This window comes from Amycolatopsis circi (genome assembly GCF_003385235.1).
GTDB classification, from domain to species: Bacteria; Actinomycetota; Actinomycetes; order Mycobacteriales; family Pseudonocardiaceae; genus Amycolatopsis; species Amycolatopsis circi.
Genome location: NZ_PQIA01000176.1, coordinates 1 through 16,285, shown reverse-complemented (window position 1 = coordinate 16,285; position 16,285 = coordinate 1). Strand labels below are relative to the sequence as shown.

Here is a 16,285-nt window from a genome sequence, read left to right as displayed (position 1 = left end):
CCACACCCCCACAACCCCGATACGAAGCCAAAAACACGGGCGGCGGGTGCTTGTCAAGGCATCTTTCCCGCCTTGACAAGCACCCGCCGCCCGTAGTCACAATCAGGCTGAGGGGTGGTGGCCCCACCTCAAGCGAAGAGGCGGCGGCTCACCTCAGGACACGTACTGCGCCCGCAACTTCCGCTTGTAAAGCTTCCCATTCGGATCCCGAGGCAGCTCAGGCAAGTAATCCACCGACCGAGGCAACTTGAACCGAGCCAACCGAGTCTCCGCATACGCGAGCAACTCGGCAGTCAGCTCAGCCGACCCCTCAACCCCGTCCGCAGGCTGCACAACAGCCTTGATCGCCTCGCCCCAATCCTCGTGTGGGATGCCGAACACAGCCACGTCGGCGACCTTCGGATGCATCACCAACTCACCCTCAATCTCAGCAGGATAAATATTCACCCCGCCAGAAATGATCATGTCCGCCTTGCGGTCATGCAGGAACAAATACCCGTCCTCGTCCAGATGCCCAACGTCACCCAACGTGAACAAGTCGCCAACCCGAGCCTTCTCAGTCTTGGCCTTGTCCCGGTGATACTCGAACTTAGAGTCGCCCATCTTCATGTAGACCGCACCAGTCTCGCCAGCAGGCACCTCGTCCCCGGCATCATCAAGAATCCGAATCGTCGACCCCGGCCAAGGCAACCCAACCGACCCAGGCTTCCGCAACCAGTCCTCGCCGGAGATCACCGTCCCGCCACCCTCAGTCGCCGCGTAGTACTCCGTAACCACAGGCCCCCACCACTCAAGCATCTGCCGCTTAACCTCAAGCGGACAAGGCGCAGCCCCGTGAATCATCACGCGCAGCGAACTGAGGTCGTATTTCGAACGCACGTCGTCCGGCAAGGCCAGCAACCGACGGAACTGAGTCGGCACCATATGGCTGTGCGTAACCCGATGCCGCTCGATCAACCGCAGCATCTCCTCGGCGTCCCACCGATCCATCAGAACCGCGGTATGCCCCAACTGCAGCGAAATAGCCACAAAGTTCAACACCGCAGTGTGATACAACGGCGACCCGCAAAGATGCACATGATCATCGAACGGCTGTAGCCCGAACACTCCGAAGAACCACGTCGAAGCAGCAGGCACCTGATCCGGGTCCGCCCCGGTCAACGGCCGCTTGACGCCCTTGGGCCGCCCAGTCGTACCGGAGGTGTAGAGCATCGGCGACCCGGCAGTCCGCCTCTCCGGCCGCCCATCGCCCAGCCCAGCGCCCAATTCCTCGACTCGGCGGAAGCCAGGCACCGCACCAACCGCGAACCGCGCCGAAGCAGGCAACTCGGCCTCATCAGCCGCAGCCACCGCGACGTCAGCGAAGCGCTCGTGCGCCAGAAACGCCTTCGCCCCGCTGTCGGAGAGGATGTACGCGACTTCCGGCCCGACGAGATGCCAGTTCACCACCACCACGTACAGCCCGGTCTGGATTGCTGCGAAGTACGCCGCGACCAGGTCGTCGCCGTTCGGCAGCAGCAGCACCACCGAATCGCCGACGCCGAGTCCCAGCTCGCGCAAGCCCGACGCGTACCGGTTGGCTTTCGCCGTCAGTTCGCCGTAGGAGATTTCCCGCCCGTCCGGATCCACCAGCGCCACCCGGGCGGGCTCGGCCGCGGCGATGGTCCACAGTCCCAGGTCCATCCTCCAAATCTAGAACGCGTTCCACCCAGACACAACAGGTTCCTTGCCTCGGATTCGAGAACGTGTTTCACTCGGAGCCGTGACGGTTTCGGATGCCCCTCTGTCGGCGCCGCTCAACGTCGGCTTCGACTACACCCGTTCCACCGGCCCGGTTATCGGCCGCTTCGTCAACGCGCTGCGCGAGCGCCGGATCGAGGGCGTGCGCGGCAGCGACGGACGCGTGCACGTGCCGCCGGTCGAGTACGACCCGGCCACCGCGGACCCGTTGACGGAGTTCGTCCCGGTCAGCGCGGAAGGCGTTGTCGTTTCCTGGTCCTGGTGCGCGGATCCGCTCGACGGCCAGCCGCTGTCGCGCCCGTTCGCCTGGGTGCTGGTGAAACTCGACGGCGCGGACACCAGTCTGCTGCACGCCCTCGACGCCGGTTCCCCGGACAACGTCCACATCGGACAGCGCGTGCGCGTGCGGTGGGCGGACGAGACCGTCGGCCACATCCGCGACATCGCGTACTTCCTGCCCGCGGACGCGCCGGACACCACGCCCACCGAGGCTCCCCCGCCGGTGGCGAAACGCGAGGACGGCGCGCCGGTCAGCGTGATCATCACGCCGGTACACCTGAAATACCAGCATTCCGCGTCGCCGGAGGAAAGCCGGTACCTGCGCGGCCTCGCCGAAGGACGGATGCTCGGCCAGCGCTGCCCCGAGTGCGGCAAGGTCTACATCCCGCCGCGCGGCGCGTGCCCGGTGGACGGCGTGCCGACCACCGACGAGGTGGAATTGCCCGACACCGGCATCGTCACGACGTTCTGCATCGTCAACGTGCCGTTCCTCGGCCAGCGTCTCAAACCGCCGTACGTCGCGGCGTACATCCTGCTCGACGGAGCCGACATCGCGTTCCTGCACCTGGTGCTCGGCTGTGCCGCCGAGGAGGTCCGGATGGGCATGCGCGTGCGCGCCAATTGGCGGCCGCGCGAGGAATGGTGGACGTCGCTGGAGAACATCAGCCACTTCGAACCCACCGGCGAGCCGGACGCCGCGTACGAGACCTTCGCCCACCATCTGTGAGGAACCATGCCTGAAGTAGCCGTAGCCGGTTTCGCGCAGGCGCCCAACGTCCGCAAGACCGAGGGCACCACCAACGGCGTGGAAATGCTCGTGCCGATCCTCGCCGAGGCGTTCGCCGCCACCGGACTGTCCAAACAAGACATCGGGTTCTGGTGCTCCGGATCGTCGGATTACCTTGCCGGGCGCGCGTTCTCGTTCATCGCCGCGGTGGACGCGCTGGGCGCGTTCCCGCCGATCAACGAGTCCCATGTGGAAATGGACGCCGCTTGGGCGCTGTATGAGGCGTGGCTGAAGATCCGCACCGGCGAGGTCGACACCGCGCTCGTGTACGGCTTCGGCAAGGCCAGTGCCGGACAGCTCCGCCGGGTCATGGCGATGCAGCTGGACCCGTACCTCGTCACTCCACTGTGGCCGGATTCGCTGGCGATCGCCGGCCTGCAAGCTCGGCTGGGCCTCGAAGGCGGGCTGTGGTCCGAAAAGGACTTGGCCGAAGTCGCCGCCCGGTCGCGCGCTGATGCGGCGAACAATCCGGCCGCGCAGCTGTCCGGAACCGTGGACGTCGCTGATCTCCTCGACACGCCATATGTCGCCGATCCCCTTCGCGCGCATGACATCGCGCCCGTAACAGATGGCGCGTCGGTGATCATCCTGGCGTCGGAGGAACGAGCCCGCGACCTCGTCGAGCGGCCCGCGATCATCTCCGGGCTGGAGCACCGCATCGACTCCCCCGTCCTCGGCGCGCGCGACCTCACGCGCTCCCCGTCGACCGCCATTGCCGCAGCCCGGCTGGATCTCGACGGCGTCGAACTGGCCGAACTGCACGCGCCGTTCACGCACCAGGAACTCATCCTGCGCCGCGAACTCGGTTTCGCTGACAGCGTCCGGATCAATCCGTCCGGCGGCGCGCTCACCGGGAATCCGATGTTCTCCGCCGGACTCGCGCGGATCGGCGAGGCCGCCACGCGGATCCATCGCGGCGAGGCGGCCAAGACGCTCGCCCACGCGACCAGCGGACCTGCCCTGCAGCAGAACCTCCTCGCCGTGCTGGAGGCACGATGACCAAGCAGCTCGCCGCGGTGCTCGGGACCGGGCAGACGCACCACCGCGCGAAGCGCACCGACGTGTCGATGGCCGGTCTGCTCCGCGAAGCGATCGACCGCGCGATGACGGACGCCCAGGTCGGCTGGGACGACATCGAGGCCGTCGTGATCGGCAAGGCCCCGGACCTGTTCGAGGGCGTCATGATGCCCGAACTGTTCCTCTCGGATGCGTTGGGCGCGAACGGAAAGCCGTTGATTCGCGTGCACACCGCGGGTTCGGTGGGCGGGTCGACGGCGCTGGTCGCCACGTCGCTGATCCAGTCCGGCGTGCACCGGCGCGTGCTGACGGTGGCGTTCGAGAAGCAGTCCGAGTCGAACGCGATGTGGGGCCTGTCGATCCTGCCGCCGTTCCAGATGCCGGTCGGTGCTGGAGCCGGTGGTTACTTCGCGCCGCACGTGCGGTCGTACATCCGCCGTTCCGGTGCACCCGAACACATCGGCGCGATCGTGGCGGCGAAGGATCGCCGCAATGGTGCGTTGAATCCGTTCGCGCACTTGCAGCAGTCCGACATCACGGTCGAGTCGGTGCAGGCGTCGCAGATGCTGTGGGATCCGATCCGGTACGACGAAACGTGTCCGTCCTCCGACGGTGCTTGCGCGATGGTGCTCGGCGACGAAGCCGCCGGGGACGCCGTGCCTGGCGGCGCGGCTTGGATCCACTCGACGGCCATGCGGACCGAGCCCACGACGTTCGCCGGACGCGACCAGGTCAGTCCCCAAGCTGGCCGGGACGCAGCGGCCGCGTTGTGGCGGGACGCGGGCATCACCGATCCTCTGTCCGAAGTGGACGTCGCGGAGATCTACGTGCCGTTCTCCTGGTTCGAGCCGATGTGGCTGGAAAACCTCGGTTTCGCCGCCGAAGGCGAGGGCTGGAAGATCACCGAAGCCGGCGACACCGCGATCGGCGGACGGCTGCCGGTGAACCCGTCCGGCGGTGTGCTGTCGTCGAATCCCATTGGCGCGTCCGGGATGCTGCGGTTCTCCGAAGCGGCGAAGCAGGTGATGGGCCGCGCTGGCGACTACCAGGTGGACGGTGCCCGAGTCGCGTTAGGACACGCCTACGGCGGCGGCTCGCAGTACTACAGCATGTGGGTGGTGGGAGCAGCTAAGCCCTCGTGAGTGGCAATGCCGGTTCTAACCGGGATAAACACTCACGAGTCCTTCCGCCGCCCCCTCAACGCGACCACCGCTCCCAACGCCCCCACCATCGCCCCAAGCACCGCAGCCTTCGCGCTGTTCTGCTTGGGCGCGATGATCGGCCGCAGCTGCGTCGCCGCCGGAGGCTGGATCGGCTTGCGCGGGGCGTCGCGAGCAGTGGCCGTCCAAGCGGTGATGTACACGAGCATCCGCGCGATCAGCGAGATGAAGAACAGCAAACCGATCACTGAACCGAACGCCACACCGGACGGCGACACGCTGATCAAGTTCAGATAGAACCCGCCGGCCTGCTTGAGCAGCTCGAAACCCACCGCCGCCGCGACCGCGCCGCGCATCGCGCTGCGCCAGCCGACGCGTTCGCGCGGCAGCCGGGTGAGCACCCACAGGAACACCATCCAGTCCGCGAGCAGCGCCAGCGGCACCGAGACGAACGACAGCACGGTGTGCCCCCAGCTCGTGTCCTGGACGCCGACCAGCTGCAGCAGCGACCGGCCAACCGCGGTGCCGGACACCGAGATCCCGAACGACACCAGCAGCGCCGCGGCCAGGCCGAGCAACGCCAGCACGTCCGTCAGGATCGTGCGCAGCAGCGGACCCTCGGACCGGTTCTGGCCGTACATCGCGGTGAGCGCGTCCCGCAGCGCGTTCATCCAGTTCCAGCCGGAGTACAGGCCGACGACCAGACCGGCGACCCCGACGCCGGTGCGCTGCTCCACGAACCCGGTCAGGATCGACGACACCTGGGCGCCGATCGGGCCGGGCAGCGATCCGGAGATGCCGCGCACCAGCGCGTCGAGCAGATGCGGCTGCGTCGCCAGCACGAACCCGGCCGCCGACGACGACACCATCAGGATCGGCACCAGCGACAGCAGGCTGAAGTAGGTGATCGACGCGACGTAGTGGTAGCCGCCGTAGTCGATGTACCGGTTGGTGGCGCGAGCGATGTGGTCCAGCCATCGATACCGGGCACGCGCACGGGCCCATCTGCTCGGCCCAGGGGTCTTGCGGGAACGCTTCACTGTCACTGTCTACCCAGCGGACGCGCTGTTTGTCGCAAAAGACACGCATTCAGGCCAGTACGACCGGGGCGTGCCCGTCGTCACGCGGCAGCGGCTCGTCGGTCGTGGCGAAGACGGTCGCGCCGAGGAAGTCGAGTTCGCACCCCAGTGTCGCGAGGAACGGGGTGTCGGCGGCGTCGCGTCCGGTCGCGATGCGGAGCATGGTCTGGCGCGGGGCCAACCGGGTGGCGTCGAAGACGTACCAGCGTCCGTCGATGCCTGCTTCGAAGACCGCGTGGAAGTCCATCGGCTGCAAACCCGGCGCGTAGACCGAGGTGTAGCGCGCGGGGACATCCACGAGCCGACAGAGTGCGACGCATACGTGCGCGAAGTCGCGACACACGCCTTCACCCGCGAGAAGCGTGTCGATGGCGTCATGGGTCGGGTCGCCCGAGCCGACGACGTACGCGAGCCTGCTGTGTACGTGGTCGACGATCGCCTGCACCCGTTCCCGCGAAGTGGCGAGATCACCGATGTCCGGCGGCAGCAGACCGCCCATCCGGTCGGACGGGCAGTACCGGCTGGGCCGCGTGTACCGCGCGACATCGGCGAGCGTGACCGGTTCGGCGTTGCCGCGGTGCAGCACGCGTTCGCCGTGATAGGCGACGCGATGCTCGCCCTCCGCGAGGTCGTAAACCTCCGCGCGGGTGCCGTGTTCGAACTCGGCGGTGCGCGCGGAACCGGCGTCGGACACGGTGAGTTCGCCGGCGTCCGCGCGCACGGCGGCGACCGAGATCGCGGCGAGGCCGGGTTTCGTCACCCGGACGCCGAATTCCGCGTCTACCGTCGTGCGCACGGGGTCATCATGCCGGTGCGTCGTGTTCCTTGCCGAGCACGCCGCGTGCCCGGGCGTTTCGCCTGCTCGACCTGCTCAGGCGTAGCGGACCTGGTAGTGCTTGATCCCGTTGAGCCAGCTGGAACGCAGCCGCTCGGGCGCGGCGGCCTCGGCGATGTTCGGCATCACGTCGGCGATCGCGTTGAAGATCAGGTCGATCTCCAGCCGGGCCAGGTTCGCGCCGATGCAGTAGTGCGAACCGGTGCCGCCGAAGCCGACGTGCTGGTTGTCCTCGCGCGTGATGTCGAACTTGCCGGGCTCGTCGAAGACCTCGGGGTCGAAGTTGGCCGAGCTGTAGAACATCCCGACGCGGTCGCCCTTGCGGATCTGCGCGCCGCCCAGTTCGGTGTCGCGGGTCGCGGTGCGCTGGAACGCGACGACCGGCGTCGCCCAGCGGACGATCTCGTCCGGCGCGGTCTTCGGGCGCTGCTCCTTGAAGAGGTCCCACTGGTCCGGGTGGTCCAGGAACGCCTTCATGCCGTGCGTGATGGCGTTGCGGGTGGTCTCGTTGCCCGCGACGGCCAGCAGGATCACGAAGAAGGCGAACTCGTCGGAGCCGAGCGATTCGCCGTCGACGTCGGCCTGGACGAGCTTCGTGACGATGTCGTCCATCGGGCAGCGGCGGCGGTCCTCGGCCATGTTCCAGGCGTAGCCGACGATCTCGGCGGAGGCGGCGAGCGGCTCGACGTCGTACTCGGGATCGTCGTAGGCGATCATCTGGTTGGACCAGTCGAAGATTTTGAGCCGGTCCTCCTGCGGCACGCCGATCAGCTCGGCGATCGCCTGCAGCGGCAGCTCGCACGCGACGTCGATGACGAAGTCGCCGGAGCCCTTTTTCTTGGCCTCGTGGACGATTCGCTCGGCGCGGTCGCGCAAGGTGTCTTCGAGCTTCGAGATCGAGCGCGGGGTGAACCCCTTCGACACGATGCGGCGGAGCTTGGTGTGCTGCGGGGCGTCCATGTTCAGCAGGACCAGCCGGTTGGCGTCGAGGCCTTCCTGGGTCATCTGGTCGTCGAACCGGATGATCGCGGTCTTCTCGCCTGACGAATAAAGCTCGCTGTCGCGCGAGACCGCCTTGACGTCGGCGTGTCGCGTGACGACCCAGTAGCCGTCGTCGCCGAATCCGGCGGTGTTGTGCGGCTGCGGGTTCCACCAGACGGGCGCCGTGCGGCGGAGTTCGGCGAACTCCTCCAAGGGCAGCCGGCTGGCGTAGAGGTCCGGATCGGTGAAGTCGAAACCGGCGGGCAAAAGCGGGGCTGCCACGGCTTGGCCTCCTGCGCGGGATCGGCGGTGATACCCAACTGCAACGCGTTCTATGACCCCAGTAGAGCATACGGTGTTAACCAACGGAACCCGCTTGAGTGAAACCTGTTTACTTTACCGTTCCAGATCAGGTTGACGCAGGTGAGCGCTTGCTCAGACTTCCGTGATCGACTTCCGCCTTTTCGTGGGCGCGCTTGTACTTAATAGGAACGTGTTCTAGTTTTGGCGGAGTACCGAGCTTGGGAAGGGGACACTCGTGGGCGAACCGGTGATCGTGGCCGCGGCACGCACGCCGATCGGCAAGCGCGGCGGCTGGCTGTCCGGCCTGCACGCGGCCGAACTGCTGGGCGCGGCCGTGCGCGGGGTGGTCGACCGGGCCGGCATCGACCCGGCGCAGGTGGAGCAGGTGATCGGCGGAGCGGTCACGCAGGCGGGCGAGCAGTGCGGCAACCTGACCCGCACCGCGTGGCTGCACGCGGGTCTGCCGGAATCGACCGGGGCCACGACGATCGACGCGCAATGCGGTTCGGCGCAGCAGGCCGCGCATCTGGTCGCCGGCCTGATCGCGGCGGACGCGATCAGCGTCGGCGTGGCGTGCGGGGCCGAGGCGATGAGCCGGGTACCGCTCGGCGCGAACCGCGGCGAGGGCGTCGGCTCCCCCAAGCCGGACGCGTGGTCGATCGACATGCCGGACCAATACGGTGCGGCAGAACGGATCGCGATCCGTCGAGGCATCACCCGAGAAGACGTCGACGCTTTCGGCGTGCGGTCGCAGACCAACGCCGCCGCTGCTTGGGCCGCCGGGCACTTCTCGCGGGAGATCGTGCCGGTCACGACGGAAGCCGGTGTGGTGGACCGGGATCAGGGACTGCGAGAGACCACAATGGAGGGTCTCGCGCGGTTGAAGCCCGTGGTACCGGACGGAATTCACACGGCGGGATCGTCGTCCCAAATCTCCGACGGCGCCGCCGCGGTGCTGATCATGGACGCCTCCTTGGCCCGCTCGCTGGGCCTGCGCCCGCGCGCGCGAATCCGCCGGCAGGCCTTGGTCGGAGCTGAGCCGTACTACCACCTGGACGGCCCGGTCCAGGCTACGACGCGGGTTCTCGACGCGGCCGGGATGAAGATCGGCGACGTCGACCTGTTCGAGGTGAACGAGGCGTTCGCGTCGGTCGTGCTTTCGTGGCAGCGCACGCACAATCCGGACGAGTCGCGGGTGAATGTCAACGGCGGGGCGATCGCGCTGGGCCATCCGGTGGGGAGCACCGGGGCGCGGCTGTTGACTACGGCGTTGCATGAGCTGGAGCGGCAGGACAAGACCACGGCGCTGGTGTCGATGTGCGCAGGTGGCGCGATGGCCACCGCGACGATTTTGGAACGGATCTGAGTTTGCTGGCCCGGGTCCTTGTTGGGCCCGGGCCAGTTTTGCCGTGCTGGCACCGTGATCCGCTCGGAAGTTCCCCGTTGCCGCTGAGCTGGCGGGGCTCGTCAGGGCCGGTCGTCAGTCCAGAAACAGAACGGATGCCCGGCAGGGTCCAGCAACACCCGCACGTCCTGTTGCGGCTGAAACCCCGCCACCCGCGCCCCCGCGGCGACCGCCTTCGCGACCGCCGCCTCCAACGCGGCGCGGCCGTCGACCTCGAAGTCGAGGTGCAACTGCATCTGCTGCTCTCCCGGGCCGGCTGGCCAGACCGGTGGCACGTACTGCGTTTCCAGCTGGAACGACAGCCCCGGCCCGCCTTCAGCCGGACGCAAGGTGACCCAGCCCGGCTCGTCGGCGCCGATCGGCCACCCGAGCAGTTGCCGGTAGAACTCGGCCAGCGCCCGGGGTTCGGGCGCGTCGAGCACGGTGGACGTGAGTTTCATCAGCCCAGGCTAGGGCTTCGGCTGGCCCGTCCGGGGCTGTTCAAGCTCACGGATTCTTCGGCTGCCCCGGCTCTCTCGAGCGCATCCGGTCACCCGGTGCCGCTTCCCGGGCCGCTCCTTGACGACCGTCCGGGTGTCTCGCCTCGGCCAGACCACTCCCGGGTTCCCCGGCCCCGCCTCTCGAACCACTCGGTCACGACCATCCGCACACCTCACGTCGGCCAGACCACTCCCGGGCTTCCTGGCCCCGCCTCCCCATCCGCTCCGTCACGAACATCCAGGCACCCCACCTCCGCCAGACCGCTCTCATGTTCCCTGGCCCCCTCCCGAACCACTTCGTGACGAGCATCCGGGTGCCTCGCCTCAGCCAGACCACTCCCGCGCTTCCCGGTCCCGCCTCCCCATCCGCTCCGTCACGACCATCCGAGCACCCCGCCTCGGCAGACCGCTCCAGGGCTTCCTGGCCCCGCCTCCCGAACCGCTCCGTGACGAGCATCCGGGTGCCTCGCCTCAGCCAGACCACTCCCGGGCTTCCTGGCTCTGCGCTTCGGCCGTCTCCTCCCCTCGCCTAACCCACTCCCGCTGGCACCGCGCCAAGCCGACTGCCGAGCCGCCCCGTCAACTCACCTCAACCAGCCAGCCTCCTCAACCCACCCAATCCCCTCTCATCCCAGTTCCAGCTCCGTCCGCACCGCGGGACCGTTGTCCGGCCTCGCGAAGCGCACCCAGCTCCCCGGATGCCACGATTCGATCCACAGCGTGTTCTCCTCCACCCACGTCACCACCGCCTCCCGCAGGTCCAGCCGGAACAGGTGGCTCTCCTGTCCCTCCTGGATCCGCGCTGCCTCGGCCGGGTCGGTGATCTCCACCGCGTGGCCCGCGATTTTCGCGTCGCCGCCTTCCTCGATGCCGGGGTAGGCGTGGAGGGCGAAGCGGTCGTCGCGCTGGAGGTCGCGGGCCTTGCGCGCGTCGAGCATCGACCCGAGGTACGCCTCGCCGTCGCGGAAGTCGATCTCCGAACCGCTCACTCGCGGCGAGCCGTCGCGTCGGAGGGTGGCCAGGACATGCGAGTCCGCGGCGGCGAAACGGGCTCGTACGCGCGAGGCCAGCGACGGGGCGGCGGCACTGAACTCATCCCAACTCGTCATCTCCGGAGTCTCGCACCCGCCACCGACAAAAACCGGCGTCCCGGGAGCCGTCGGGGGACTCGGGTTGTGCTTGACTTCTCGGCATGATCGCGGAAGATGCGGAGACTGCCGAGCATCGCTGTCCGGTCGAGGGCGGCGAGCTGGCCGTCCGCACGACCGGCGTGGGACCGCTGCTGTTGCTGGTCCCCGGCGGGACCGGCGCGGCGGACTCGTTCCGGGCGCTGGTCAAGCTTTTGCGCACGGACTTCACCGTGATCACCTACGACCGTCGCGGGCATTTCTCCAGCACGGACACCACGACCGGGCCCGTCCCGGTGCCGCTGCAGGCGGACGACGCGCTCGCCGTTCTCGAGCACGTCGGCGGGAGCGGGCCGGTTTCGATGTTCGGGACCAGTGCCGGGGCGCTGATCGGGCTCGATCTCGTCGCGCGGTATCCGGACCGGGTCACCACGTTCGTCGCGCACGAACCGCCCGCGATCCAGTTGATGCCGGACGCCGCCGGGATTCTGGAGGCCGCGGCGGCGCAGGTTCGGCTGGCCCGTTCGGGTGATCTGATGGGCGCGGTCACGCGGTTCGCGGACGGTATCGCCGGCGCCGCCCTGCCCGACCTGCCGCATCTGCGGCTGCCGAACGAGAGCGACTGGCTCCGGCTGTTCGACCGCGAGCTGACCGAGTTCTTCGACTACCTGCCGGACTTGCGCGCGCTGCGCCGCACGAACACCGAGATCGTGCCGGTCGCCGGGGAAGCCAGCCGCGGCTGGTATCACTACCAGCCCGCCAAGATCCTCGCGCTCGAACTGGGATTGCCGTTCACCGAGACGCCGGGCGCGCACCTGGCGCCGCAACGCAATCCGGCCAAATTCGCTGCCGCCCTACGAGAACTGCTCGCCGACGCCTGACTCCGGACAGGGCAAAGTCCGTGAGGGGAACCTTCACGGACTCTGATTCCCTCAGGGTTCCCCTCACGACCAGCGCTGGTTCATGAGGCGACGTCAGGTTTTCAGCGAGTCCTCACGAGGCGGAACCGTCGGCGGCAACAGGCTTCCGCCGCGGAAGCTCCCGCACCAACCCTGGGACGATCGCCAAGAGCAGCAGCCACAAGAACCGCGCCGGAGTCAGCTCCCCGCCGAGCGCACCGAGAACAACCGGGATCCCCACCCCAGCGAGCACCGCGATGAAATCCCACCGTTTCCACGTCCGGGAAGTCACCCGCGCCACCACGCCCACCACCGTGAACGCCGCGACACACCCGCACAGCATCCACCGCGTCCCGGCGGCGACGTGCCCGTGCTCGACGGACTCCACGACGTCGCCGAACCCCGCCGCCAGCGCGGCCAGCAACCCGGCCACCAGGCAATGCATCGGCAGCAGAACCCGGGGTCCCCAAGCGCCCTGGGACAAATAAGGAATCCCGCCGAATCCCTGGTACAACGCCGCTCCCCACAAAGCCGCGAGCAGCGCCAAAACCCCGAGAACGGTCGAGAGCAACGACCACTCCCAGTCCGCGATCTCCGTCATCGCGTCGGTGACCGTCAGGACGCCCTCGCCCAGCACGATGATCGTGAAAAGCCCCAGCCGCTCGCCGAAATGCGCGAAGTCCAGATGCGCGAAAGCCAGTCCCGGCATCGGTTTCTTGGACTGGGCGGCCCGTTCCGCCACCTTGGCCGCGATCTGCTCCCCCGACATGGTCAGCCCGGCCACCAGGTCGATCCCCAGCCCCAGCGCCCACAGCGCGTACTTCCAAGGCGCGTCGACCCAGAACGAAACCACCCAGGGCACCATGCCCATCCCGGCGTGCACGACCGGCCATTCGACGATGATCCGCGTGCTTTCCCGGCCTTCCCAGACCCGGCTCGCGAGCGCGCGCACCGCCACGTAAGAGATGGCGAAGCCCTGCGCGTGCTCGCCGAGGTCATGCACCGAACCGGCCATGAAGACCAGCCCGGCCATCGCGAGCAGCACCGGCATGGTGCGGGCCGCCGCACCGGTGACATTGCCGTACACGGTGAAGCACATCCACGCGGTCCAGAACGCGAGGAAGCACACGACGTACAGGCCGGCGTCGCTCCAGGAGGTCGTTCCGCGCACGAGATGCGAAAGCTGGGCGACGCCGGCGACAGCTACCAGGTCGAAGAAAAGCTCGAGCCAGGACGCGTGGCGTTCCTCGGTTTTCATGATCACGGCGCACAGTATGCCGTGACCAGGAAACTGCCACCCTAAACTGCGCGCGCTCCGTCTTGCCAGACTTCCCGAACGTTGCCCGCCAAAGCCGGGAAATCGTATATATCGCCCGAAACGACCACAACGTCCGCTCGATACCCCGGAGCCAGGCGACCCAGTTCGGCGTCCTTGCCCAGCAGCCGGGCGGCCGAAGACGTGGCGGCGACCAGCACGTCCGCCGGACTCATCCCGGCCGAGCGCATCAGCTCCAGTTCTTCCAGGTTCGTCCCGTGCGGGCCGACGCCGCTGTCGGTGCCCATCGCGATCCGCACCCCGGCCGCGACTGCCCGGCGCACCGAATCCAGGTGCACCTCCGCGACCTCTTTCGCCTTCTGCACCACCGCATCCGGCAACGCGGCGCCAGCGGCGGCCGCGCGGATGACGTTCACCGGCGCCACCAGCGTCGGGACGAGCCAGGTGCCGTGCGCGAGCATCAGCTCGATCGCCTCGTCGTCGAGATAGATGCCGTGTTCGATCGACCGGATCCCGGCGCGGACGGCGTTCTTGATCCCCTCCGAGCCCTGTGCGTGAGCCATCACCGCACGCCCCTGCATGGTCGCCTCGGCGACCAGGACGTCCAACTCCTCAGGCGTGAACTGCGAATGCCGCGGATCGTCCCGCGGCGACAGCACGCCGCCGGTGGTGCAGACCTTCAGCACGTCGGCCCCGGCCCGCAACAGGGTGCGCGCGACTCGGCGCATCTCGTCCGGGCCGTCGGCCAGCGCGCTCGGGCGGCCGGGGTGCGGGAGCGACAGCGGGACACAATGCCCGGACGGCATCCACCCGTCGCCGTGCCCGCCGGTCGGGCTGATCAGGCCGACCGCGATTTCCAAACGGGGACCGGGGATCAGGCCGTCCGCGACCGCCTGTTTGATGCCGAGGTCGGCCCCGGCGGCGTCGCGCACCGTCGTGATGCCGAGTTTCAGTGTGGTCCACAGGTTCCGGGCCGCCTCGTAGAACTGGTAGGAGAACGGCTTCTGCACCCGCTGCAGCAACCCGAGATCGGACACCGTGACGTGCACGTGGCAGTCGAACATCCCGGGCAGCAGCATCGCGCCGGTGCAGTCCACCGCGCGGTCGCCGTCGAGGCCGGCGCCGACCTCGACGATCCGGCCGTCCTCGACCGCGACGTCCGCCGGCGCGGGCGCGCTGCCCGTCCCGTCGAACACGGTGCCGCCGGTGAAAAGGGTCCGCGTCATACCGGTTCTCCTGTCTGCACAACGTCTCCGGACCGGGTCACGGCCCGTTCGATCAGTGCCGCGATCGCGAGCACGACCACGTTAACCGCCAGTCCGATCAGCCCGACGTTCACCGTGCCGACAAGCTTGGTGTCCACAAAGGTCAGCCAGATCACCACGACCTCGCCGGCCAGCAGACCGGCGAACACCGGGGTCTTGCCGACCGGGACCTTCTTCAGGAAGCCCAGCAGGTTCGCCGGGGCCAGCTGCACCGATCCGGAGTAGGTGAGCAGCAGCAGGTTCGCCAGCAGGTCCGGCCGGTAGATGCCGAGGACCAGGGCGAGCGCGCTGGCCAGCACGACCGTCCCGTGGTTGATCCAGAACTGCTTGCGTTCGCTGCGCACCCGGGCGATGTTCCGGGCCACCAAGGAGGAGATGCCGATCAGGATGCCCGCCGCAGGCACCATCGCAGTTGCCGTCGCCGCGACGACCACGAGCCCGGTGACCCACCCCGGCAACGCGTCCTTGCTCAGCGTCAGCAGCACGCCGTTCGGATCGCTTCCCTTGGGCACCACCAGAATCGCCGCGAACCCGATGATCATCGGCAGCAGCAGGCACAGCTCGTACACCGGCATCCAGGTGTAGTTGCGGCGCAGCACCTTCGGATCACGCGCCGACATCAGCGCGGGCCAGGTGTGCGGCAACGTCATCAGCCCGACACCGATCGCGCTCACCAGCATGCTAGTGATGAACCACGTGTGGTCGTTGGCTCCGGCGTGCACGAACAGCTTCTCCGGATGCAGCTGGTCGATCTTGTGGAACACCCCCGACACCCCGCCGGCGAAATGCGCGGGCACCGCGATGATCAGCACCACCAAGACCACAAGCATGATCGCGTCCTTGAAGTACGACGTCGCCGCCACTCCGCGCAGCCCAGCCCACAACACGAACGCGACCACCAGCACGCTGCCCGCGATCATGCTGAGCGTCCCGGACGCGTGGTCGCCGGTCACCAGCCGGACGATCAGCCCGAGCCCAGTGATCTGCAGCTGCAGGTACGGCAGCACGAACACCACGCCAAGAACCGCCGACACCGTCCCCAGTGCCCGGCTGGAAAACCGGTCCTCGAGAAAGTCGCCCTGGGTCAGATACCCGCGCTCTTTGCCCATCCGCCAGATCCGCTTGGCGAGGAAAAACAAGATCACGTAAGCGATCGGCACATACGGCAGCGCATACATCGCGGCCACGCCGCCGGAGAACGCCAACCCGGCCATGCCGAGGAAGGTAAAGGTCGTGAAGACCTCCCCGGCCTGCAAAAACCACATGGTCAACGCACCGAACTTCCGCCCGCCGACGGTCCATTCGGCAAGATCCGCAGCAGGCCGCCGCCGCCCCACAAACCCGAGCACCCCGATGAGCACGATGCCAACCAGCGTAAAAGCGAGGATCATCGTCAATCCTCCTGTCCGCTGCGAGCCAGGAGCCGTTCAGACAACAAGAGGGCAGGAGTGAACATCAGACACCAAAAAGCCCCCCAAACCATTATCTTGGGCAGGCCAAGCCACAGGCCGGAGGAGTTGACGAAGGGGAGGAACGGCATCAGCACAAGAGCGACTACGGGGAGAACAGGAGGGAGATAGTAGCTACGCATGCGCACACGCTGCCAGAAGCAGCCCCCGTCGGCAGCCCAGCTCGACACTCACCCCTCAGCCC

At 67.9% G+C, this 16,285-nt stretch carries 14 protein-coding genes; 5 read left to right on the top strand and 9 right to left on the bottom strand.

Going from position 1 to position 16,285, the window contains the following annotated elements; translation table 11 throughout:
- Positions 1–153 precede the first annotated feature (153 nt).
- Positions 154–1,683 (bottom strand): acyl-CoA synthetase, encoded by a 1,530-nt coding sequence (locus D0D37_RS41930; RefSeq protein ID WP_116206126.1) that lies wholly within the window; start codon positions 1,681–1,683, stop codon positions 154–156.
- Between the two features lie 79 nt (positions 1,684–1,762).
- Between D0D37_RS41930 and D0D37_RS41925 the strand changes: the two genes are divergently transcribed.
- From D0D37_RS41925 to D0D37_RS41915, 3 genes are read left to right on the top strand one after another with little or no spacing between them, the layout of a single operon-like run.
- Positions 1,763–2,746, top strand: coding sequence for a Zn-ribbon domain-containing OB-fold protein (locus tag D0D37_RS41925; RefSeq protein WP_116206125.1), 984 nt, complete (start codon positions 1,763–1,765; stop codon positions 2,744–2,746).
- A 6-nt stretch (positions 2,747–2,752) separates the two neighbouring features.
- Entirely contained in the window at positions 2,753–3,805 is a 1,053-nt protein-coding gene (locus tag D0D37_RS41920) for a thiolase domain-containing protein (protein WP_116206124.1), read from the top strand.
- Positions 3,802–4,965: a thiolase domain-containing protein gene (locus tag D0D37_RS41915; RefSeq protein ID WP_116206123.1), complete on the top strand. Its 1,164-nt coding sequence runs from the start codon at positions 3,802–3,804 to the stop codon at positions 4,963–4,965. Before D0D37_RS41920 ends, D0D37_RS41915 begins: the two co-directional genes overlap by 4 nt.
- Before the next feature lie 32 nt (positions 4,966–4,997).
- Here D0D37_RS41915 and D0D37_RS41910 read toward each other — a convergent pair whose 3' ends face one another.
- The 3 genes from D0D37_RS41910 to D0D37_RS41900 form a co-directional block, all read right to left on the bottom strand.
- A complete protein-coding gene (locus D0D37_RS41910) occupies positions 4,998–6,029 on the bottom strand; it encodes a YhjD/YihY/BrkB family envelope integrity protein (RefSeq protein WP_116206122.1) in 1,032 nt (343 codons plus the stop codon).
- 43 nt (positions 6,030–6,072) lie between these two features.
- Entirely contained in the window at positions 6,073–6,858 is a 786-nt protein-coding gene (locus D0D37_RS41905) for a transglutaminase-like domain-containing protein (RefSeq protein ID WP_116206121.1), read from the bottom strand.
- 75 nt (positions 6,859–6,933) lie between these two features.
- Positions 6,934–8,160, bottom strand: a complete 1,227-nt coding sequence (locus D0D37_RS41900) for a cytochrome P450 (protein ID WP_116206120.1) — start codon at positions 8,158–8,160, stop codon at positions 6,934–6,936.
- A 256-nt stretch (positions 8,161–8,416) separates the two neighbouring features.
- Between D0D37_RS41900 and D0D37_RS41895 the strand changes: the two genes are divergently transcribed.
- The gene (locus tag D0D37_RS41895; protein ID WP_116206119.1) at positions 8,417–9,547 is read left to right on the top strand and encodes a steroid 3-ketoacyl-CoA thiolase; all 1,131 of its coding nucleotides are present in this window, start codon (positions 8,417–8,419) and stop codon (positions 9,545–9,547) included.
- Positions 9,548–9,648: 101 nt separating this feature from the next.
- Here D0D37_RS41895 and D0D37_RS41890 read toward each other — a convergent pair whose 3' ends face one another.
- Together D0D37_RS41890 and D0D37_RS41880 are read right to left on the bottom strand one after the other, a co-directional pair.
- Positions 9,649–10,026 (bottom strand): VOC family protein, encoded by a 378-nt coding sequence (locus D0D37_RS41890; RefSeq protein ID WP_116206118.1) that lies wholly within the window; start codon positions 10,024–10,026, stop codon positions 9,649–9,651.
- 665 nt (positions 10,027–10,691) lie between these two features.
- Complete coding sequence (locus D0D37_RS41880) at positions 10,692–11,174, bottom strand: pyridoxamine 5'-phosphate oxidase family protein (protein ID WP_116206116.1); 483 nt, start codon at positions 11,172–11,174, stop codon at positions 10,692–10,694.
- Between the two features lie 83 nt (positions 11,175–11,257).
- Between D0D37_RS41880 and D0D37_RS41875 the strand changes: the two genes are divergently transcribed.
- On the top strand, positions 11,258–12,073 hold the full coding sequence (locus D0D37_RS41875; RefSeq protein ID WP_116206115.1) for an alpha/beta fold hydrolase: 816 nt from the start codon (positions 11,258–11,260) through the stop codon (positions 12,071–12,073).
- 112 nt (positions 12,074–12,185) lie between these two features.
- Here the strand turns inward: D0D37_RS41875 and D0D37_RS41870 are convergent, their stop codons facing one another.
- The 3 genes from D0D37_RS41870 to D0D37_RS41860 are packed head-to-tail and all read right to left on the bottom strand — an operon-like array spanning position 12,186 to position 16,023.
- The gene (locus tag D0D37_RS41870; protein WP_244223869.1) at positions 12,186–13,349 is read right to left on the bottom strand and encodes a low temperature requirement protein A; all 1,164 of its coding nucleotides are present in this window, start codon (positions 13,347–13,349) and stop codon (positions 12,186–12,188) included.
- Between the two features lie 41 nt (positions 13,350–13,390).
- Positions 13,391–14,593, bottom strand: a complete 1,203-nt coding sequence (locus tag D0D37_RS41865) for a metal-dependent hydrolase family protein (protein ID WP_116206113.1) — start codon at positions 14,591–14,593, stop codon at positions 13,391–13,393.
- Positions 14,590–16,023 carry a sodium:solute symporter family protein gene (locus D0D37_RS41860; protein ID WP_116206112.1) on the bottom strand — a complete coding sequence of 478 codons (1,434 nt, stop codon included), beginning with the start codon at positions 16,021–16,023 and terminating at the stop codon, positions 14,590–14,592. Before D0D37_RS41860 ends, D0D37_RS41865 begins: the two co-directional genes overlap by 4 nt.
- Positions 16,024–16,285: the final 262 nt, after the last annotated feature.

Excerpts from the sequence above, each read along its gene's own strand:
- D0D37_RS41875 (WP_116206115.1), top strand. The coding sequence starts at position 11,258 with ATGATCGCGGAAGATGCGGAGACTGCCGAGCATCGCTGTCCGGTCGAG.
- D0D37_RS41870 (WP_244223869.1), bottom strand. The coding sequence starts at position 13,349 with ATGAAAACCGAGGAACGCCACGCGTCCTGGCTCGAGCTTTTCTTCGAC.
- D0D37_RS41890 (WP_116206118.1), bottom strand. The coding sequence starts at position 10,026 with ATGAAACTCACGTCCACCGTGCTCGACGCGCCCGAACCCCGGGCGCTG.
- D0D37_RS41880 (WP_116206116.1), bottom strand. The coding sequence starts at position 11,174 with ATGACGAGTTGGGATGAGTTCAGTGCCGCCGCCCCGTCGCTGGCCTCG.
- D0D37_RS41930 (WP_116206126.1), bottom strand. The coding sequence starts at position 1,683 with ATGGACCTGGGACTGTGGACCATCGCCGCGGCCGAGCCCGCCCGGGTG.
- D0D37_RS41860 (WP_116206112.1), bottom strand. The coding sequence starts at position 16,023 with ATGATCCTCGCTTTTACGCTGGTTGGCATCGTGCTCATCGGGGTGCTC.
- D0D37_RS41920 (WP_116206124.1), top strand. The coding sequence starts at position 2,753 with ATGCCTGAAGTAGCCGTAGCCGGTTTCGCGCAGGCGCCCAACGTCCGC.
- D0D37_RS41915 (WP_116206123.1), top strand. The coding sequence starts at position 3,802 with ATGACCAAGCAGCTCGCCGCGGTGCTCGGGACCGGGCAGACGCACCAC.
- D0D37_RS41865 (WP_116206113.1), bottom strand. The coding sequence starts at position 14,593 with ATGACGCGGACCCTTTTCACCGGCGGCACCGTGTTCGACGGGACGGGC.